The sequence below is a fragment of the Actinokineospora auranticolor genome (assembly GCF_041897805.1).
Taxonomy (GTDB): domain Bacteria; phylum Actinomycetota; class Actinomycetes; order Mycobacteriales; family Pseudonocardiaceae; genus Actinokineospora; species Actinokineospora auranticolor.
This window is the reverse complement of sequence record NZ_CP154825.1, coordinates 3121653-3140079: the sequence shown is the minus strand read 5'-3', so window position 1 is coordinate 3140079 and position 18427 is coordinate 3121653. Positions and strand designations below refer to the sequence as shown.

The 18427-nt window shown below is 72.5% G+C and carries 18 protein-coding genes; 10 read left to right on the top strand and 8 right to left on the bottom strand.

From position 1 onward, the window contains the following. Positions 1-103 precede the first annotated feature (103 nt). The 5 genes from V5P93_RS14315 to V5P93_RS14295 all read right to left on the bottom strand — a co-directional run bounded on the left by V5P93_RS14315 (position 104) and on the right by V5P93_RS14295 (position 3819). A complete protein-coding gene (locus V5P93_RS14315) occupies positions 104-1108 on the bottom strand; it encodes a 1-aminocyclopropane-1-carboxylate deaminase (RefSeq protein ID WP_104475933.1) in 1005 nt (334 codons plus the stop codon). A gap of 14 nt (positions 1109-1122) precedes the next feature. Continuing rightward, complete coding sequence (locus tag V5P93_RS14310; protein ID WP_104475931.1) at positions 1123-2070, bottom strand: isopenicillin N synthase family oxygenase; 948 nt, start codon at positions 2068-2070, stop codon at positions 1123-1125. Between the two features lie 453 nt (positions 2071-2523). Beyond that, on the bottom strand, positions 2524-2979 hold the full coding sequence (locus tag V5P93_RS14305) for a hypothetical protein (protein ID WP_104475930.1): 456 nt from the start codon (positions 2977-2979) through the stop codon (positions 2524-2526). A gap of 34 nt (positions 2980-3013) precedes the next feature. After that, positions 3014-3319 (bottom strand): hypothetical protein, encoded by a 306-nt coding sequence (locus tag V5P93_RS14300; protein WP_104475928.1) that lies wholly within the window; start codon positions 3317-3319, stop codon positions 3014-3016. A 113-nt stretch (positions 3320-3432) separates the two neighbouring features. Next, the gene (locus V5P93_RS14295; protein ID WP_104475926.1) at positions 3433-3819 is read right to left on the bottom strand and encodes a hypothetical protein; all 387 of its coding nucleotides are present in this window, start codon (positions 3817-3819) and stop codon (positions 3433-3435) included. A 196-nt stretch (positions 3820-4015) separates the two neighbouring features. Between V5P93_RS14295 and V5P93_RS14290 the strand changes: the two genes are divergently transcribed. Next, positions 4016-4630, top strand: coding sequence for an alpha-ketoglutarate-dependent dioxygenase AlkB (locus V5P93_RS14290; protein WP_104476714.1), 615 nt, complete (start codon positions 4016-4018; stop codon positions 4628-4630). A gap of 579 nt (positions 4631-5209) precedes the next feature. Then, positions 5210-5497, top strand: coding sequence for a hypothetical protein (locus V5P93_RS14285; RefSeq protein WP_104475922.1), 288 nt, complete (start codon positions 5210-5212; stop codon positions 5495-5497). A gap of 18 nt (positions 5498-5515) precedes the next feature. Here V5P93_RS14285 and V5P93_RS14280 read toward each other — a convergent pair whose 3' ends face one another. Further along, positions 5516-6163 carry a hypothetical protein gene (locus V5P93_RS14280; RefSeq protein WP_245930916.1) on the bottom strand — a complete coding sequence of 216 codons (648 nt, stop codon included), beginning with the start codon at positions 6161-6163 and terminating at the stop codon, positions 5516-5518. A gap of 187 nt (positions 6164-6350) precedes the next feature. Between V5P93_RS14280 and V5P93_RS14275 the strand changes: the two genes are divergently transcribed. The 6 genes from V5P93_RS14275 to V5P93_RS14250 all read left to right on the top strand — a co-directional run bounded on the left by V5P93_RS14275 (position 6351) and on the right by V5P93_RS14250 (position 14113). After that, positions 6351-7085 carry a response regulator transcription factor gene (locus V5P93_RS14275; protein WP_104475920.1) on the top strand — a complete coding sequence of 245 codons (735 nt, stop codon included), beginning with the start codon at positions 6351-6353 and terminating at the stop codon, positions 7083-7085. After that, a complete protein-coding gene (locus V5P93_RS14270; RefSeq protein WP_104475919.1) occupies positions 7063-8523 on the top strand; it encodes a cell wall metabolism sensor histidine kinase WalK in 1461 nt (486 codons plus the stop codon). The genes V5P93_RS14275 and V5P93_RS14270 overlap by 23 nt, the downstream gene beginning before the upstream one ends. Before the next feature lie 70 nt (positions 8524-8593). Continuing rightward, the gene (locus V5P93_RS14265) at positions 8594-10456 is read left to right on the top strand and encodes a glycosyltransferase family 39 protein (protein ID WP_104475917.1); all 1863 of its coding nucleotides are present in this window, start codon (positions 8594-8596) and stop codon (positions 10454-10456) included. 65 nt (positions 10457-10521) lie between these two features. Next, positions 10522-11769, top strand: coding sequence for a bifunctional glycosyltransferase family 2/GtrA family protein (locus tag V5P93_RS14260; RefSeq protein ID WP_104475915.1), 1248 nt, complete (start codon positions 10522-10524; stop codon positions 11767-11769). Next, on the top strand, positions 11766-13616 hold the full coding sequence (locus V5P93_RS14255) for a glycosyltransferase family 39 protein (protein WP_104475914.1): 1851 nt from the start codon (positions 11766-11768) through the stop codon (positions 13614-13616). The genes V5P93_RS14260 and V5P93_RS14255 overlap by 4 nt, the downstream gene beginning before the upstream one ends. Before the next feature lie 179 nt (positions 13617-13795). After that, on the top strand, positions 13796-14113 hold the full coding sequence (locus V5P93_RS14250; protein ID WP_181043247.1) for an STAS domain-containing protein: 318 nt from the start codon (positions 13796-13798) through the stop codon (positions 14111-14113). Between the two features lie 38 nt (positions 14114-14151). On the opposite strand, the gene V5P93_RS14245 is transcribed toward V5P93_RS14250, so the two are convergent. Continuing rightward, entirely contained in the window at positions 14152-14778 is a 627-nt protein-coding gene (locus tag V5P93_RS14245) for a phosphoribosyltransferase (protein WP_104476710.1), read from the bottom strand. Positions 14779-14845: 67 nt separating this feature from the next. Between V5P93_RS14245 and V5P93_RS14240 the strand changes: the two genes are divergently transcribed. Together V5P93_RS14240 and V5P93_RS14235 are read left to right on the top strand one after the other, a co-directional pair. Further along, positions 14846-15637 carry a helix-turn-helix domain-containing protein gene (locus V5P93_RS14240; RefSeq protein WP_104475910.1) on the top strand — a complete coding sequence of 264 codons (792 nt, stop codon included), beginning with the start codon at positions 14846-14848 and terminating at the stop codon, positions 15635-15637. A gap of 134 nt (positions 15638-15771) precedes the next feature. Continuing rightward, on the top strand, positions 15772-16047 hold the full coding sequence (locus V5P93_RS14235; protein WP_104475908.1) for a GlsB/YeaQ/YmgE family stress response membrane protein: 276 nt from the start codon (positions 15772-15774) through the stop codon (positions 16045-16047). 97 nt (positions 16048-16144) lie between these two features. Here the strand turns inward: V5P93_RS14235 and V5P93_RS14230 are convergent, their stop codons facing one another. Beyond that, positions 16145-18340: an MMPL family transporter gene (locus tag V5P93_RS14230; RefSeq protein ID WP_104475906.1), complete on the bottom strand. Its 2196-nt coding sequence runs from the start codon at positions 18338-18340 to the stop codon at positions 16145-16147. Positions 18341-18427 lie beyond the last annotated feature (87 nt).

Genomic DNA, 18427 nt, shown 5'->3' with positions numbered 1-18427 from the left:
TGCACACCTGCTCCATCGCGCTCACCGGCGGGAATTCAGTCGCCAGATCGTAGCCGTGGCGCGGTCGGCGGGCTTGACCAACTCGCGGGCCCGGGGGCCTTGGTCACAGGACCGCGCTGTAGGCGTTGATCGCGGGCTGTCCGCCCAGGTGGACGTACAGGACGGTGGCGTCGGCCGGGATCTCACGGGTCGAGACGAGGTCGACCAGGGCGGCCAGCGACTTGCCCTCGTACACCGGGTCGGTGATCATCGCCTCGGTCCGCGCGCCGAGCCGGATGGCGGAGAGCGTCTCCTCGTCGGGGACGCCGTAGGCGCCCGCGTGGTAGCGCTCGTCGACCACGATCTCGTCCTCGTCCAGCGCCCGCTCGACGCCGAGCAGCGCGGCCGTGCGCCGGGCGACGCGGGCGACCACGGCGCGGCTGTCGGCGGGCTTGCCGGTGATGTCGACGCCGATGACGCGCCGCCGCTCCCCCAGCGCGGCGAACCCGGCGACCATCCCGGCCTGGGTGCTGCCGGACCCGGTGGCGGCGACGATCGTGTCGAACCGGACACCGAGCTCGCGCTCCTGGGCCACCAGCTCCTCGGCCCAGCGGGCGAACCCGAGCCCGCCGAGCGGGTGGTCCGAGGCGCCCGCGGGGATCGGGTACGGCTTGCCGCCGCGCAGGTCGAGTTCGGTGAGCACCTGCAGGAAGCTCTCCTTGGCGTCCAGCCCGAACTCCCCGCGCACGTCCCGCGCCTCGGCCCCGAGCAGCCGCGTGAGCTGCGGGTTGCCGACCCGGTCGTAGACGGAGTCCGGCCAGTCCACCCAGGACTCGCGCACCACGACGCACCGCAACCCGAGCCGCGCGGCGACGGCGGCGACCGCGCGGGTGTGGTTGGACTGCACGCCGCCGACGGACACCAGCGTGTCGCAGCCGGTGGCGACGGCCTCGGCGGCGAGGTACTCCAGCTTGCGCACCTTGTTGCCGCCGAAGGCCAACCCGGAGTTGCAGTCCTCGCGCTTGGCCCACACGGCCGCCCCGCCCAGGTGCTCGCTCAGCCGCGCGAGCGGGTGCACGGGGGACGGCCCGAAGGTCAGGGGTATCCGCGCGTGGTCGACAAGGGCCATGGGTGTGCCTCTCGCTAGTCCGGAAGTCCTTCGTTCAGGTCGGGGAAGACTTTCCCGACCTTGTGGAGCAGGTAATCGCCGTAGGTGCCGCGAAACTCGTGAGGGCTCACACCGTCCCAACGCGGACCGTCGGCCAAGACGGCGTCGGCGACCGGGGTGACGTCCGCGTCGAATGCGGGATCGAAGAAGAAGGGCCACGACAACCGGTCGCGCGCCCCGGACCGTACGCGGTGCGGAGTGGAGCGGTAGGTGCCACCAGTGAGCCGGTCGAGCATGTCGCCGATGTTGCAGACGAACGTGCCGGGGATCGGGTCGACGGAAACCCACCCTGCGGGGGCGCGAACTTCCAGGCCGCCGTTGTGGTCTTGCTTGAGGATGGTGAGCAACCCGTAGTCGGTGTGCTCACCGACTCCCCATCCGGCGGTGCCCGCCGGTTGCGCGGGGTAGTGGAAGATTCGGAAGAGGGTCAAGGGAGACGCGGTGAAGCGGTCTTCGAAGTAGGTGGCGTCCAGGTCAAGACTGAGCGCTATGCCGCGTAGGACTACCTGGCCTAAGTCGGTAAGAGCGTCCATATAGGCCAGTACGGTTTCCCGGAGTCCGCTTGGCTCTTGGGGGAAGAGGTTTGGGCCATGCAGCGGACGCGGGTCGACCGGGAGTTCTTGACCGAAGTAGTAGCCCTCTTTGAGGTCGGGCACGCCGGAGGTGAGTTCGCCGCCGGGCGGGAAGTACCCGCGCCAGGCGGAACCCGCGAGGGGCATGGCGACGCGCAGCTTGGTGGCGAGGGGTTGGGCGAAGAAGGCGCGGCTGTGGCGTTCGAGGTCCGCCTGGAGACCGTCGTCGACGCCGTGGCCGGTGATGTGGAAGAACCCGTGCTCCCGGCACGCCGCACCGATGGCGGCCCCGACGGCGCGGCCGTCGCCGTCGCGCAGCGGACCGATGTCGACCACCGGGATGCTCCCCATGGCCGCAGCCTACCCCCGCGACGGGGTATGCCACGGGGTATGCGACCGCCCCGGAGTTGTCCACAGGAAGATCACTACTCGACGGTAGATGTCGGCACCCGCCGATAGAATTGATTCCGGGGGCCGGAGGCGCAATGCCACTAACTTAGCGCGTTTTCGCTGGCCAGTATCGGTCTAAGCGATTGGCGATCGACCTCTGGAACACTCGGATCAAGTCCACTTGCGACAGTGGGTTGCGTGTTCGCTCGATGCCCCAATGCGGGCCATGGAACTATGGTGTGCCGCAGGGCGTCGTCGCACGTGCCGCCTGCCTCTCGCACGGCACCCTCAAGATGCCGTTGACCTGCAACGATGCTCCGTAAGTTAGTGGCATTGGGCCGGAGGCGTGCCCTGCTCGAATCCCAGGAGGAGGGCGGCCCCGCGCGGAGGCGGGGCCGTCCACGGAGTGGGGACTTACTCCCGGGGTGTGGCTTCGTTCGACACCGCCTGGTGGGGTGTGGCTTCGTGGCCGGGTCGACCGTGCGTGCGGCGGGCTTCCTTCAGCTCCGCCTCGTACACGTGCCTGCGCCCGGCCACCAGTTCATTCCTGATGTCGCGCTCCGCCGCCTTGACGACCCCGTAGTAGCCGTCGTCGTATTCCTCGACCACCTGGAAAGTCCAGCGGCCCTCGAGCACGTTCCGGCCGACCAGTTCCGCGCGCACGCGGTCGGCCGCCCGGTGGTGCCCGGCTTTTTCCAGCAGTTCCGCGGCGTCGCCCAGGTCGAAATCGGCGGAGCCGGTCAGCTGGTGGAAGGAGTACAGGTGACCCCGGGCCCGTTCGACGGTTTCCAGGGCCTCGGTCAGCTTGCCCACCGCGGCGACGGTCGCGTCGTCGGTCCCGTCCGGGCGGTGGTGTTCGGAGTGCGTCACAGGGACCTCAGTACCCGGTTCGCCCGCCGGGCAATCACCGTTCGCGGCGGTCGAGCAGGCCGCGGGCGGCGACGAGGGACGCGCGCGCCTCGACGCCGCGCCCGGCCACGAGGTGGGCGCGGGCCTGGCCGACGGCCTCGGCCGCGGCGAGCACGAGGCAGGTGTCGCCCGCGGCGGCGGTCCGGGCGAGCGCGCCGAGCAGGTCGTCGGCGAGTGCGCGGGCCGCCGCGGCGGTGGGCGGGGTGAGCAGGGCGGCGAGTGCGGAGTCGACCGCGCGCCGCAGTTCCAGCCCCGGGGAGGGGATTCCGGGATACGGCAGCGCGTCGAGTTGTCGGGTCATGGACGTCTCCCTGGTTGTCCGGCGCTTCGTTGAGCCAGTCGCTTGAGATTGCCCCTTCGGGCGCCGGGGGCTGAACTCGGAGACGCAGGGTCCACTCGACCGGATGAACCCGGTTAGATCGAACGGCGCTCGAACGACGTCGCCGGGCGGGGTGCGGGCAGCGTCGGCGCCTCCAGCAACGCGGCCAGGGCGTGGTCGAGCGCGGTGCGCGCGGTGTCGACGTCGCCCGATCGCAGCGCGGTGATCGCCGACCGCACCTCATCGACCGGTCGAGTGATCCGGCAGGTCTCCCCGGAGGCCGCCGTCCAGGCGAGCCCGGCCCGCAGCTCGGCCGCCGCGGTGGGCGCGGTGATGGCGGGCAGCACCCGTTCGATCGCCGACCGCAGCCGCAGGCCGATCCGCACGGGCGTGGCGGGGCGCACCGCGGCGGTGGCGGCGCGCCGGGGACGCGGACGGTCGAAGGCGGTGGGGAAGGGAGTCGGCGCGACAGATGTGGCCATGGGGCAACCTCGGATCTTCGGCGGCGGAAACTCGAGCGGCGACAACGGGTACCCCGAACGCGGCGGCGACAAACCCCGGTGGGTGAACGACAAGACCGACACCGGCGGGCTCGCGGCGCACGCCATCGCCGGGTCACAGTCTGCCAGACCGGCACAACCCCACCCCGTCGAACGGGTGTTCGAGTACCATGTGGACATGACCACAGGTTTCCAAGGCGCGCTGGACTTCCGCGACCCGGAGCCCGGCCCGGTCCCGCTCGCGCGCGCGGCGCGCACGGACCTCGCGCACGGGGCGTGGGTCGACGTGCTCACCGGGTGGCTGCCCGAGCCGGACGCGCTGTTCGACACCCTCGTGCGCGAGGTTCCGTGGTACGCCGAACGGCGCGCGATGTACGACGCGGTCGTGGACGTCCCGCGGCTGCTGAAGTTCTACGCCGAGGGCGCGCCGCTGCCGCACCCCGCGCTGGTCAACGCGCGGGAGGCGTTGACCGCGCACTACCCCATCCCGTTCGCCACGGTCGGTTTGTGCCACTACCGCGACGGCGGCGACAGCGTCGCCTGGCACGGCGACAACTCCGGCCGCGGCGCCCACGAGGACACCCTCGTCGCGATCCTGTCCCTCGGCGCGACCCGCCCCCTGCTGCTGCGCCCGCGCGGCGGCGGCGAGTCCCTGCGCTTCCCCCTGTCCCACGGCGACCTCCTGGTGATGGGCGGGTCCTGCCAGCGCACCTGGGAGCACGCGATCCCGAAGACCCGCAAGCCGGTGGGACCGCGCATCAGCGCCCAGTTCCGCCCGCGCGGTGTGAGGTAGTCAAGTCGCGCTCCGGGCAACGTGGACTGCCCGCCCACAATCCGTCAGGTGCGCGTGCGGACGCCCGGTCCGAACGCCTCGCCCCACAACGACAGCGGCAGCCCTTCGGCTGCCACGACTGCGGCGTCGGTTGCCGCCGCACCCCCTTCCCGCCGCGACCGCCGCATGGGTCTGCGCCGAGCCACGGCACGCCGCCCGGTCACGGCACGCCGGCCCGCTGAACCACGCGGGCCGCGCGACGAGGCGGCGCCACACCACGACAGCGGCCCGGCCACGGCATCCATTCCCGCCGACGCCCCCTTGCCACCACATCCATTCCCACCATCCCGCCTGCTCCCGCCACCCCGCCTGCTCCCGCCACCCCGCCCGCTCCCGCCACCCCGCCCGCTCCCGCTCTCACCACCCAGCCTGCTCCCGCCGCCCCGCCTGCTCCCGCCACCGCGCCCGCCCTTGCCACCCCCACTCCTGCCGCCACTCCTACCCGCGCGACGACACCTACCCACACCTCCTGTTGATCTCCCCCACCCACCCGCGCTATCTTGATACCGGATACTGCCTACGACTCATTCGGAGCACACCATGGACGCGGGCGACGTCGGGCGGCTGATGTTCGGGCGGCCGAGCAGGTTGCGGCTGGCGCTGTGGATCCACCAGCACGCCGGGCCCCGGTTCTTCCAGTCCGAGCCACCCAAGACGGTGATCGCGCAGAGCGCGTGCGGTGTCGAGCTGACCCGGATGGTGGACCTCGGCATGTTGACCGAGCACCGCGAGCCCGCGAACCGCCGCGTCTACTACGAGCGCACCCGCAGTCCCTTGTGGTCGATCATCACCGCCGCGTCGAAGGTGGTGGACCCGGTCGACAAGTAGCCGGGTCCACCGTCGGGGTCACTGGGTCGGCGGAGCGCTGTCGGTGTCGTCACGGCGCGGCATCACGCCCTGCTGTCCGCCGTCCGCCCCGCCCGGGCCCATGCCGCCGTCCGGCCCGCCGCCCGTGCCGCGCTCGGACACCGAGTCCGCCTTCGCCGTGCCCCCCGACGGGGTAGCCACGATCGTGACGGTGTCGCCGTTCTCGATCGCGGACTTCACGGTATCCGAGTCGATCGTGTAGGTCTTGGTGTAGCCGTCGGCGCTCTTCGCGGTGACCGAGGTGTCGCTCACGGCGGTGACCTCACCCGTCTGCATGACCTTCGTCTGGTAGCTGCCGTCCTCGGCCGCGACGACGTACTCGCCGTGCAGGGCGTTCATCAGTCCGCCCGCACCGCCGCGGCCACCCATGCCGCCGCCCATCCCGCCCATGCCACCGGGCCCGCCGCGGCTGTTCGAGCTGTCCGCGGTCGCGCCGCTGGCCGCGTACACGGCGAACCCGCCCGCCGCCGCGATGCCCGCCGCGATCGCCGCCGCCGCGGCCGTCTTCTGCCACGTCCACCGCGGCTTGCCCGCGGGCGGCGCGAAACTCGCCGGCGCGCCCCAGGCACCCGACTCCCCCGGCTGCCCGGTCGGCGCGTCGTGCTGTCCGGTCGTCTGCTCGGCCATCGTTCCTCCTGGTGTCCCCGCGGCACCGTGCCGCCGGTAACCCAACGATCGGCACCGACCCTGTGCGCGCCCTGTGCGGTGATTGGGCGCCGGCTATGACCATGAACCCGACAGGACGGTCGGGCGCACAGGTGATACACAGGATCGGCACAGCAACCGCCCACGGGCGACCGGCACGATCGGGGGCATGACCGTGAACGCCGCGTCCCGTCCCGAGCTGCGCAGGCCGGATGGCCTGCCCGTCCGCGTGCTCGTCGTCGACGACGAGCCGACGCTGGCCGAGCTGGTGACGCTCGCCCTGCGCTACGAGGGCTGGGAGGTGCGCGCCGCGCTCGACGGCGCCACCGCGGTGCGGACCGCGCGCGAGTTCAAACCGGACGCCGTGGTGCTCGACGTGATGCTGCCCGACTTCGACGGGCTGGAGGTGCTGCGCAAGCTGCGCGCCGAGGTCGACTCGCTGCCGGTGCTGTTCCTCACCGCGAAGGACTCCGTCGAGGACCGCATCGCGGGCCTGACCGCGGGCGGCGACGACTACGTGACCAAGCCGTTCAGCGTCGAGGAGGTCGTGCTGCGGCTGCGCGCCCTGATGCGCCGCACCGGCGTGACCGAGGCGGGCGCGGGCGCGTCCCTGGTCGTCGGCGACCTCACCCTCGACGAGGACACCCGCGAGGTGTTCCGCGCGGGCGAGGCGATCACCCTGACCGCCACCGAGTTCGAGCTGCTGCGGTTCCTGATGCGCAACCCGCGCCGCGTGCTGAGCAAGTCGCAGATCCTCGACCGGGTGTGGAACTACGACTTCGGCGGCCAGGCCAACATCGTCGAGCTGTACATCTCGTACCTGCGCAAGAAGATCGACGCGGGCCGGGAGCCGATGATCCACACCATGCGGGGTGCGGGCTATGTCCTCAAACCGGCGGGGTAAGCGCGGCCCGCTTTCGCTGCGCGCGCAACTGATCACCGAGCAGGTCGCCCTGCTGGGCATGGTGTGCGTGGTGATCGGCGTGGTGACGATCGTGGGTCTGCGGGCGTTCCTGGTGAACCAGTTGGACCAGCAGCTGGCCGACGCGGGCGTCGGCGCGATCAGGAGCGTCGAGGGCTTCCGGCCGCCCAACGGCGGCATGAACGGTCCGGACTCCCCCCGGGGGCCGGGTCAGGCACCCGGCGCGATCCGGGTGGTCATCAGCGCGGGCAAGGTCACCCTGGCGCAGCGGTCGACCAGGTACGGGGAGCAGGAAGCGATCCCGGAGAGCCTGTACGGCACGTTCACCTCCTTGCCGGTGAACGAGGGCGCGCGCACCCGCGGCCTCGATGACTACGGGGACTACCGGCTGATGGCGTTCCCGACCCCCCAGGGCGCCGTCGTCGTGGCCGGTCTGCCGCTGGACATGGTCAACGACACGTTGTGGACCACCGGCCTGGTGCTGGGCGGCGTGTCGCTGATAGGTCTGACCGTGGCGGGGGTCGTGGGTGTGCTCATCGTGCGCCGGACCCTGCGCCCGCTCGACCGCATGGCCGCGACCGCCCGGCGGGTCGCGGAACTGCCGCTGGACCGCGGCGAGGTCGCCCTGTCGGTGCGGGTTCCCAAGGCGGACACCGATCCGCGCACGGAGGTCGGTCAGGTCGGCTCGGCGCTGAACCGGATGCTGGGCCACATCGGCAACGCCCTGGCCGCGCGGCACGCGAGCGAGACCCGCGTCCGCCAGTTCGTCGCCGACGCCAGCCACGAGCTGCGCACCCCGTTGGCGGCGATCCGCGGCTACGCCGAACTCGCCCGCCGCCGCGACGCGGAGGTGCCACCGGAGGTGGCCCACGCGCTGTCCCGTGTGGAGTCCGAGGCCAAGCGCATGACCACGCTGGTGGAGGACATGCTCCTGTTGGCGCGCCTCGACTCCGGCCGCCCCCTGCTCTACGAGACCGTCGACCTGTCCCGCCTCGTGCTGGACACCGTCAGCGACGCCACGGTCGCGGGCCCGGAACACAAGTGGCGCATGGACCTGCCGGAGGAACCGGTCCAGGCGGTCGGCGACCAGGCCCGCCTGCACCAGGTCCTGGCCAACCTCCTGGCGAACGGCCGCACCCACACTCCCCCGGGCACGACCATCACGGTGACCTTGCGCTTGGACGCGGGCACCGCCGTCCTCACCGTCGCCGACGACGGCCCGGGCATCCCCGAGGAACTCCAACCGGAAGTCTTCGAACGCTTCGCGCGCGGGGACAGTTCGCGGTCGCGCGCGCAGGGCAGCACGGGACTGGGGTTGGCGATCGTGGCGGCCGTGGTCCAGGCCCACCACGGTGAGGTCACAGTGGACAGCGCACCGGGCGCCACCGTCGTCACCGTCCGCCTCCCCGCGGCGGCCTGAGCCCGGGAGCACAGCCATGGCACAGGGTGGACATATTGTCTGCCCAGTCAGGGCCGCGAGTGTTTGCGGTATGGCACTTGTGGCGGAGCGCGGCTCCGATGTGGTCGTGGCGGAACGGGTTCCCGGGCGGCGGTTCCGCCCCCAACGGATCTCCCTCACCCTCCTGCTCCTCGGCACCGGAGCCCTCTACCTCTGGAACCTCGGCGCCTCCGGCTGGGCCAACGCCTACTACTCCGCCGCCGCGCAGGCCGGTGGGGAGAGCTGGTGGGCGTGGTTCTTCGGGGCGACCGACAGCGCCGGGGGGATCACCGTCGACAAGACGCCCGCGGCGGTGTGGGTCATGGGGCTTTCGGTGCGGGTCTTCGGGCTCAGTTCGTGGAGTGTGCTGGTTCCGCAGGCGCTCGCGGGGGTTGGCGCGGTGTGGTTGCTCTACGCCGCCGTCAAGCGGACGTCCGGGCACACCGCCGGGCTGATCTCCGGGGCGACGCTCGCGCTGACTCCCGTGGCGGCGTTGATGTTCCGCTTCAACAACCCCGACGCGCTGCTGGTCCTGCTGCTCACCGCCGCCGCCTACGCGACCGTGCGGGCGCTGGAAAAGGCCAGTCCGAAATGGCTCGTGCTGGCCGGTGCGTTCATCGGCTTCGGGTTCCTGACCAAGATGCTCCAAGCCTTCCTCGTGCTCCCCGCGCTCGGACTCGCCTACCTGATCGCGGCCCCCACCGGGCTCGGCAAGCGCCTCGCACACCTCGGGGCGGCGCTCGGGGCGATGGTCGTCGCGGGTGGGTGGTGGGTGCTGGTCGTCGAGCTCGTCCCGGCGGGCAGCAGGCCCTACATCGGCGGTTCGCAGAACGACAGCGTGCTCGAACTCGCCCTCGGCTACAACGGTCTGGGCAGGCTGACCGGTGACGAGGTCGGCAGCGTCGGCGGCGGCGCCGGGTGGGGCGAGTCCGGCTGGGCGCGGCTCTTCGGCTCCGAGATGGGCAGCGAGATCGCCTGGCTCCTGCCCGCCGCGCTCCTCGCCCTGCTCACCGGCCTGTGGCTGACCCGACGGGCCCCGCGCACCGACCGCACGCGGGCACCGCTGCTGCTGTGGGGGCTCTGGTTGGTCGTCACCGGCGCCACCTTCAGCCTGATGGACGGCATCATCCACCCCTACTACGCCGTCGCGCTCGCCCCCGCCATCGGCGCGCTGGTCGGGATCGGCGCGGTCACCGCCTGGCGCGCGCGGTCGAACCCCGCCGCCACGGGACTGCTGGCCGCCGCCGTGGCGACTACGGCCGTTGAGCAATCCCTCCTGCTGTCCCGGGAATCCGACTGGCTGCCCTGGCTGCGACCGGTTGTCATGTTCGGCGCCCTCGCCGCCGCCGTGCTCATCCTGCTGCTCCCCGGACTCCCCTGGTCCGCCGGTCGGTACGTCGCCGCCTTCGCCGTCGTCATCTCGCTGCTCGCACCCGCCGCGTACTCGGTCGCCACCGCCGCGCAAACCCATTCCGGCGCCCTCCCGTCCGTCGGACCCGCGAGCCAAGGCGGTCCCGGCCAAGGTGGACCGCGCACGGGCGGCCGGGGCGGCGGGATGGGCGGGCTCCTGGGTGCCCCGACCCCAGGTGCCGAGGTCTCGACGCTTCTCGCCACCGATGCCAACGACTACACCTGGGCCGCCGCGGTCGTCGGCTCCAACAACGCCGCCGGGTACCAGCTCGCCGCGGGCGTCCCCGTCTTCGCGGTCGGCGGCTTCAACGGCACCGACCCCGCCCCCACCCTCGCCGGGTTCCAGCAGCTCGTCGCCGACCACAAGGTGCATTGGTTCATCGGCGGCACCCTCATGAACAGCGACTCCGGCAGCGACGCGTCCCGGGAGATCGCCAAGTGGGTCGCCGCCAACTACGAGTCCACCACCGTCGGCGGGGTCACCCTGTACGACCTGAGCCGATGACCCGCACAGCTCCCGCACAGGCGGATCACACGACCCACCCAGCGCGGACCCCGATCGTCGGCACCATGACAGCGACCCAGACCGACCCGCGCGGTCCCGTGCGCACCACCGGTCCCGCCCCCGTCCTGGACGTGGTCGTGCCGGTGCACAACGAGGAGCGCGACCTGGAGCCGTGCGTGCGGCGGCTGCACGCGCACCTGCGCGAGCACTTCCCCTACCGCTTCCGGATCACCGTCGCCGACAACGCCAGCACCGACGGCACCTGGGCGGTCGCCGAGGGCCTGGCCGGGGAACTGCCGGGGGTGCGGGCCGTCAAGCTCGCGCAGAAGGGTCGCGGCCGGGCGCTGCACGCCACCTGGCTGGCCTCCGACGCCGAGGTGCTGGCGTACCTGGACGTCGACCTGTCCACCGACCTCAACGCCCTGTCCCCGCTGGTGGCCCCGCTCATCTCCGGGCACTCGGACGTGGCGATCGGCAGCAGGCTCGCGCGTGGCGCCCGGGTGGTGCGCGGTCCCAAGCGCGAGTTCATCTCCCGCTGCTACAACCTCATCCTGCGCGGCACCCTCGCCGTCCGGTTCTCCGACGCGCAGTGCGGGTTCAAGGCGATCCGCGCCGACGTGGCCCGCGCGCTGCTGCCGCACGTCGCCGACACCGGCTGGTTCTTCGACACCGAGCTGCTGGTCCTGGCCCAGCGCGCGGGCTCGCGCATCCACGAGGTACCGGTGGACTGGGTCGACGACCCGGACAGCCGGGTCGACATCGTCTCGACCGCCGTCGCCGACCTGCGCGGCATCGCCCGGCTCGGCCGCGGCCTGGCCACCGGACGGCTGCCGATCACCGAGCTGCGCGCGCAACTGGCCCGGGGCACCATCACCCCCGACCCGCCCGGCGTCCCCAGTGGACTGCTGCGGCAGCTGGTCCGCTTCGCCGCCGTCGGCGTGGTCAGCACGCTGGCCTACCTGCTGCTGTACGTGCTGCTGCGCGGCCAGACCGGCCCGCAGGCGGCGAACCTGGTGGCGCTGCTGGTGACCGCGGTCGCCAACACCGCGGCCAATCGGCGGCTCACCTTCGGTGTGCGGGGCGCGGGCGGCGCCGCCCGCCACCAGTTCCAGGGCCTGCTCGTGTTCGCCCTCGGCCTCGGTCTCACCAGCGGCGCGCTGGCCCTGCTGCACGGCCTGACCGCGCCCAGCGGCACGACCGAGGTCGTGGTGCTCGTCGCGGCGAACCTGCTGGCGACCGTGTTGCGGTTCCTGCTGCTGCGCGGCTGGGTGTTCCGCCGCGCCGACGAGCCGGTGCTGGAGGGCGCGCGATGACCGCGGTCGCCGCCCCGGAGCGGCCCGCCGCGCGCGCGTCCGCCGCCGCGCGGAGACCCGGCTGGGAGCTGCCGTCGGCGCTGGTGCTGCTCGCCGCCACCGCCTGTCTGTACCTGTGGGACCTGAGCGCGTCCGGCACCGCGAACCAGTTCTACGCCGCCGCGGCGCAGGCGGGCACGCAGAGCTGGAAGGCGTTGTTCTTCGGGTCGCTGGACGCGGGCAACGTCATCACCGTCGACAAGCCGCCCGCCGCGCTGTGGCTGATGGCGCTGTCCGGAAGGGTTTTCGGTTTCTCGGCGTGGAGTCTGCTGCTGCCGCAGGCGCTGGCGGGCGTCGCGTCGGTGTGGCTGCTGTACCGGACCGTGCGCCGCTGGTCCGGTCCGGTCGCGGGTCTGCTGGCCGGGGCCGGGCTGGCGCTGACCCCGGTGGCGGCGCTGATGTTCCGCTTCGACAACCCCGACGCGCTGCTGGTCCTGCTGCTCGTCGCGGGCGCGTACTGCGTCGTGCGGGCCACCGAGCGGGCCAATCCGTGGTGGTTGGCGCTGGCGGGCGCGGCGATCGGGTTCGGGTTCCTGACCAAGATGCTCCAGGCGTTCCTGGTGCTGCCCGCGTTCGCGCTCGTCTACGCGGTCGCCGCGCCCACCTCGCCGCTGCGGCGCGCGCTGCACCTGTTGGGCGCCACGGTCGCCGTAGCGGTGTCGGCAGGCTGGTACGTGCTCGTGGTCGACCTGTGGCCCGCCGACTCGCGCCCCTACATCGGCGGCTCCACCGACAACACGGAGCTGGACCTCGCGCTCGGGTACAACGGCCTCGGCCGCATCCTGGGCGGCGCGGGCAACGGCGGCGGTGGTGGCGGTCCGATGGGCGGCGGGAACACGTCGTTCGGCGGGGAGACCGGGCTGTTCCGGATGCTCGGCGCCGCGTTCGGCCAGGAGGTGTCCTGGCTGCTGCCCGCCGCGCTGATCGGGTTGGTCGCCGGGCTGTGGTTCACCCGCCGGGCGGCGCGCACGGACCGCACCCGGGCCGCGCTGCTGCTGTGGGGCGGCTGGACCGTGGTGACCGGTCTGGTGTTCAGCTTCATGCAGGGCACGGTGCACCCGTACTACGCCATCGCGCTGGCCCCGGGAACCGCCGCCCTGGTCGGGGTCGCCGCGGCGGGGCTGTGGCAGGGGCGCGAGCACCGGCCCGCGCGGGTCGTGCTGGCCGCGATGGTGGCGGTGAGCGCCATCTGGGGCTTCGCGCTGCTCGACCGGACGGGTGACTGGTTGCCGTGGCTGCGCTGGGTCGTGGCGGTCTCGGGCGTGCTCGCGGCGACCGCCGTCGCGGTGGGCGCGCACCGGTTCCGGCGGGCGGCGGCGGGCGTGGCGGTGGCCGCGCTGGTGGCGTCTTTCGGCGCGACGGCGATGTTCACCGTGGCCACCGCGTCGACCCCGCACGCGGGATCGATCCCGGTTTCGGGTCCCTCCGGCCAAGGTCGCGGCGGCATAGGGGGTCCCGGTATGGGTACCGTGAGTGACGAGTTGGTTGCCGCGCTGCGGGAGACGACCGGCACGTGGGCCGCCGCGAGCACCGGGTCGCAGGGCGCCGCGCAACTGCAGTTGGCCTCGGGTCGTCCGGTCATCGCGATCGGCGGCTTCAACGGCGGCGACCCGGCCCCGACGCTGGCGCGGTTCCAGGCGTATGTCGCGTCCGGACAGGTTCGTTACTACATCGGTGGTGGCGGCGGTGGCGGCGGTTTCGGTGGCCGCGGTGGGGGTGGCGAGATCGCGAGCTGGGTACGGGAGAACTTCGCTCAGGTCACGATCGGCGGTCAGACGGTGTACGACCTGGGCGCGCCGCTCGGGTGAGGTCTTTGGACCTCAGGACAGCGCCGTCGGGGCCGCGTAGGCTCCCGTCCACTCGGTTCCGACGGCGCTGGGAGGGCTGGCCGTGCTCCAGAACACGAGGTCGCCCCGTCGCGCGAACCCGACCGCCGAGCCGTACCGCGGCACCCGGGGTGGTGGCCGCGATCGCTGAGCAGCCACCGGTGTCCGCGCCGAGCGTGGACCCGTCCCCCGCACCCCGGTTCACCGGTCCCGCCGACCTGCGGACCCGCCCGGACTTCGAGCAGCTGCTGCTGGCGCTGTGCCGCCAGGCCTCGGGTGACGTCCACTTGGATCTCGCCGAACTCGACTTCATCGACGTGTCCGGTGTGATCACCCTGCTGCGCGCGGCGGGCACGCTGCCCGGCGACAGCAGGCTGGTGCTGCGCAACCCGCCCGCGTCGCTGCACCGCATCGTGGAGCTGCTGGGGCCCGCCGTGGCCGACTCCGGGGTCACCATCGAGCAATCGTCAAGCCGGTGAACGAAAGCGATAACCGAGACGGTTTTCGCCCTGCGGCGCTAGCGATCGAGCAGCGCGCGGACCTCAGCGTCGGTGACCTGGGTGAAGTCGTCGTAGAAGGCACCGACGGCGGTGAACTCGCGCGGCGCCAGCGGGCACACCACCTCGTCGGCGATCTCGCGCAGGCGCGCCAGCGTCGACGCGGGCGCCACCGGCGCCGCCAGCACGACCCACGCGGCGCCCAGGCCGCGCACCACCCGAATGGCGGCCTCGACGGTGGACCCGGTCGCCACCCCGTCGTCGACGACGACCGCCACCCGGCCCACCAACCCGCGTGGCGGCGCGCCACCGCGCAGCCGCGCGGCCTTGTCGGCCACCGCCGCCCGGGCCCGCTCGGCCACACCGGTCACGTCCGACCAGGACAGTGCCAGCAGGCGCAGCACCCGGTCGGCGCGCACCTCGACCCCGCCCTCCCCCACCGCGCCGACGGCCAGCTCCGGGGACTCGGGGGCGCCGACCTTGGCGACCAGCACCACGTCCAGCTCGGCGGCGAGCGCCCTGGCCACGACCGCGGCCACCGGGACCCCGCCGCGCGGCAGGCCCAGCACCACCGGGTCGGCGCGGCGCAGGTGGGCCAGGTGCCCGGCGAGCACCCGACCGGCCTCCGCGCGGTCGGCGTAGCGCATGCCCACCAGTCTGGATTACCTCCCGGGTAATCGCCCGGCGATCGGGCCGCCCGTAGCGTGTGGAGGCATGACCCGGTCGGTTTCCCGCGAGAGCTCGGTAGGCACCCTGCTGCGGGGGTGGCGCGAGCGGCGGCGGCTGAGCCAGCTGGCGCTGGCGCTGCGCGCGGACATCTCGGCACGGCACCTGAGCTTCGTGGAGACCGGTCGGTCCGCGCCCAGCCGGGAGTTGGTGCTGCTGCTCGCCGACACCCTCGACCTGCCGCTGCGGGAGCGCGACCACCTGCTGCTGGCCGCCGGGTACGCGCCCGTGTTCGGCGCGGAGCCGCTGGACTCGCCGCGGATGGTGGCCGTGCGCGCGGCCGTGCGGCAGGTGCTGACCGGGCACGAGCCGTACCCGGCGGTGGCGGTGGACCGCGGCTGGCACCTGCTGGACGCCAACTCGGGGCTGGCGCCGCTGCTGGCGGGGGTGGCGCCCGGGCTGCTGGTGCCGCCGGTGAACGTGCTGCGGCTGAGCCTGCACCCGGACGGCCTGGCGCCGCGCATCGCCAACCTGGGCGCGTGGCGGGCGCACCTGCTGGCCCGGTTGCGGGCGCAGATCGCGCTGACCGCCGACGCGGCGCTGACCGACCTGCACGACGAACTCGTCGCGTACCCGTGCGACGACCCCGTGTCGGACCTGGACCCGCACACCGCCGACGTCGTGATCCCGCTGCGGATGCGCGGCCCGACCGGGGACCTGGCGTTCATCAGCACGGTCACCACGTTCGGCACGCCGGTCGACATCACCGTCGCGGAACTGGCGATCGAGTCGTTCTTCCCCGCCGACACCGCCACGGCGGAGGCGCTCCGGAGCTGGTGACACGTGTGGGGGCGTGTCCGGTCGGGACCGTGCCGCCGAACCGTGACCTGGCCCATGCGTGAGTGCCCGCGAAACGGGGTATCTACCGGGTGAGCGAGACCCATAGGGGCCCCACCGACAGGCTAGGAGAGGTCATGACCGTCACCGGCATCTTCACCGCGCTGATCATCGGATTGATCGTCGGCGCCCTGGGACGCCTGGTGGTTCCCGGCAAGCAGTCGATCCCGATCTGGCTGACCATCGTGGTCGGTATCGTGGCGGCTCTGCTGGGCACCGCGCTGGCGCGGGCCGTCGGGGTGGCCACCACGGACGGCATCGACTGGATCGAGATCGCGTTCCAGGTCGGCCTGGCGGCGATCGGCGTGGCACTGGTTTCCGGTGTCAAGGGCCGTCGCCACGTGCACCGGTAACCACGAGGGAGCCCGATTCCTCCCACCACGGGCCGAACGCCCCGCTCCTCATCGGAGCGGGGCGTTCCTCTGTCCGGATCGGACATCCGAAGTGGACTCAGCCAACCGGGTCGAGCTGGCGGGTCTCCTCCTCCGCAGACACCGGGACGAGCCCGTCCTCGCGGCGCAGGAAGCGCGGCGTCCACCAGTTGCGCTCACCGAGCACCGCCATCAGCGACGGCAGCACGACCGCGCGGATCAGGGTGGCGTCGAGCAGGATGGCGGTGGCCAGGCCGACGCCCATCTGCTTCATGTCGATGGTGCTCAGCGTGGCGAACACGGAGAACACGCCCACCATGACCACCGCGGCGCTGGTGACCACACCGGCCGACGAGGTGATGCCCTTGGCGACCGCGGCGCGGTTGTCCAGCCCGGCCAGCCGCGCCTCGCGGATCCGGCTGACGACGAACACGTGGTAGTCCATCGACAGTCCGAACAGGACGACGAAGAGCATCAGCGGCAGCCACGCGGTGATGCCGCCGGTCGAGGTGAAGCCGAGCAGCCCCTCGGCCCAGGTGTTCTGGAACACCAGGACCAGCACGCCGTAGGCGGCACCGGCGGAGAGCATGTTCAGCGCGATCGACGACAGCGCGATGATCGGGGCGCGGAACGTCCAGGTCATCATGATGAACGTCAGCACCAGCACGACCAGGATCACCCACGGCAGCGACTCGTTCATCGAGTCGACGAAGTCGTTCTCCCCCGCGGTCTGGCCGCTGACGGCGAACTCGGCGCCCGCGACGGTCCCGATGGTCTGCGGCAGCGCGGTGGTGCGCAGCCAGGTCAGCGACGAGTCGGCGGCCGGGTCGTTGGCGGTGACCGGGATCGGCGCGCTGATCAGCACGATCCGCCCCTCCTTGGCCCGGGTCACCTCCGGCTCGCGGTCGTGGGCGAACGCCGGGTCGGCCTTGATCCGGTCGGTCAGTGCGGTGACCGCGGCCTCGCCCTGGGCCACCTTGTCCGCCGGGAGGCGCACCGCGATGGCGTGCACGGCGCCGGTGCTGGGGAACGCCTCGGTCATCCGGTCGTAGGACTGCATGATCGGGATGCTGCGCGGCAGGTCCGCCTCGGACGGCGAGTTGAGCTTCATCGACAGCGCCGGGTAGGCCAGCGCCAGCAGGCCCAGCACGGCGATCAGCAGCGCGGCGGCCGGGCGGCGCAGCGTCGGGCGCAGGATCGCCTTCCACACCCGGGGTTCGCCGTTGGAGCGGGCGGCGAGCCGCCAGATCAGCGGGACGCGCGGCTTGTCGATCCAGCGGCCCAGCTTGGCCAGCAGCGCGGGCAGCACGGTGATGGAGCCGAGCACGGCGACCAGCACGACCAGGATGGAGCCGATGGCCATCGAGGAGAAGATGGCGTCGTTGGCCACGAACATGCCGGACATGGCGACCACGACGGCGATGCCGGAGACCACGATCGCGTGACCGGAGGTGGCGGCGGCGACCTCGACGGCGCTGAGGTGGGTGCGGCCCTTGGCCCGTTCCTCGCGTTCGCGGCGCACGTAGAACAGCGAGTAGTCCACGCCGACGGCCATGCCGATCAGCAGGATCATGCTGGAGGTGTTGTCCGAGGCCGGGACCAGGTACGAGGCCAGCGAGGACAGTCCGATCGCGGCGCCGACCGCGGACATGGCCAGCAGCACCGGCACGCCCGCGGCGATGATCGCGCCGAAGGCGACCAGCATGATCAGCAGGGTGACCGGGAGGCTGATCAGCTCGGCCCGCTGGAAGTCCTTGCCGACGGTGTCCGACAGCGCCTTCTTCAGCGACTGGCCGCCGACCTGCTCGACCCGCAGGTCCGGGTGCGCGGCCTGGACCGCGGCGGTCGCGTCGAGCAGCGGTTGCACGCGCTCGTCCGCGGTGTCGCGGTCACCGGCGATGTCGACGCTGACCAGCGTCGCAGTGCCCGTGGGCGACGGGACCGGGTCGCTGACCTTCGCGACCTCGCGCAGCGCGCCCATGCGCTGCTGGACCTCGGCGGCGACCGCGGCGCCCTCGGCCGGGTCGAGGGTGCCCTCGCGGGCGGTGATGAGCACGTTCTCGGTCGACGGCCGGTCGAACCCGGCGTCGTCGACGATCTGCTGGTAGACCGCCAACTCGCCCTTGACGTTGTCGTCGAAGTCGGCCGTCTTGGTCCCCGCGGCGCCCCCAACGCCGATGCATAACGCGACGAACACCACCCACGCGGCGATGGATCGCCAGGGGTGCTCAGCACTCCACCTCGCGACCCGCACGGTGAACATCTGCCTAGCCATAGTGGATTTCCCCCCACTGGACGAAATGGACTCAACGTGTGTTGGGGAGAAGGTTGTCAGCGCGGCGGCCCCGGCGAATCAGGTCTC

What these genes read in the sequence shown, in the direction of transcription:
- V5P93_RS14265 (WP_104475917.1), top strand. Translation starts at nt 8,594, where the DNA reads ATGGCACTTGTGGCGGAGCGCGGCTCCGATGTGGTCGTGGCGGAACGG.
- V5P93_RS14270 (WP_104475919.1), top strand. Translation starts at nt 7,063, where the DNA reads ATGTCCTCAAACCGGCGGGGTAAGCGCGGCCCGCTTTCGCTGCGCGCG.
- V5P93_RS14275 (WP_104475920.1), top strand. Translation starts at nt 6,351, where the DNA reads ATGACCGTGAACGCCGCGTCCCGTCCCGAGCTGCGCAGGCCGGATGGC.
- V5P93_RS14295 (WP_104475926.1), bottom strand. Translation starts at nt 3,819, where the DNA reads ATGGCCACATCTGTCGCGCCGACTCCCTTCCCCACCGCCTTCGACCGT.
- V5P93_RS14300 (WP_104475928.1), bottom strand. Translation starts at nt 3,319, where the DNA reads ATGACCCGACAACTCGACGCGCTGCCGTATCCCGGAATCCCCTCCCCG.
- V5P93_RS14285 (WP_104475922.1), top strand. Translation starts at nt 5,210, where the DNA reads ATGGACGCGGGCGACGTCGGGCGGCTGATGTTCGGGCGGCCGAGCAGG.
- V5P93_RS14240 (WP_104475910.1), top strand. Translation starts at nt 14,846, where the DNA reads ATGACCCGGTCGGTTTCCCGCGAGAGCTCGGTAGGCACCCTGCTGCGG.
- V5P93_RS14315 (WP_104475933.1), bottom strand. Translation starts at nt 1,108, where the DNA reads ATGGCCCTTGTCGACCACGCGCGGATACCCCTGACCTTCGGGCCGTCC.
- V5P93_RS14290 (WP_104476714.1), top strand. Translation starts at nt 4,016, where the DNA reads ATGACCACAGGTTTCCAAGGCGCGCTGGACTTCCGCGACCCGGAGCCC.
- V5P93_RS14280 (WP_245930916.1), bottom strand. Translation starts at nt 6,163, where the DNA reads ATGGCCGAGCAGACGACCGGACAGCACGACGCGCCGACCGGGCAGCCG.
- V5P93_RS14245 (WP_104476710.1), bottom strand. Translation starts at nt 14,778, where the DNA reads ATGCGCTACGCCGACCGCGCGGAGGCCGGTCGGGTGCTCGCCGGGCAC.
- V5P93_RS14310 (WP_104475931.1), bottom strand. Translation starts at nt 2,070, where the DNA reads ATGGGGAGCATCCCGGTGGTCGACATCGGTCCGCTGCGCGACGGCGAC.
- V5P93_RS14230 (WP_104475906.1), bottom strand. Translation starts at nt 18,340, where the DNA reads ATGGCTAGGCAGATGTTCACCGTGCGGGTCGCGAGGTGGAGTGCTGAG.
- V5P93_RS14235 (WP_104475908.1), top strand. Translation starts at nt 15,772, where the DNA reads ATGACCGTCACCGGCATCTTCACCGCGCTGATCATCGGATTGATCGTC.
- V5P93_RS14260 (WP_104475915.1), top strand. Translation starts at nt 10,522, where the DNA reads ATGACAGCGACCCAGACCGACCCGCGCGGTCCCGTGCGCACCACCGGT.
- V5P93_RS14255 (WP_104475914.1), top strand. Translation starts at nt 11,766, where the DNA reads ATGACCGCGGTCGCCGCCCCGGAGCGGCCCGCCGCGCGCGCGTCCGCC.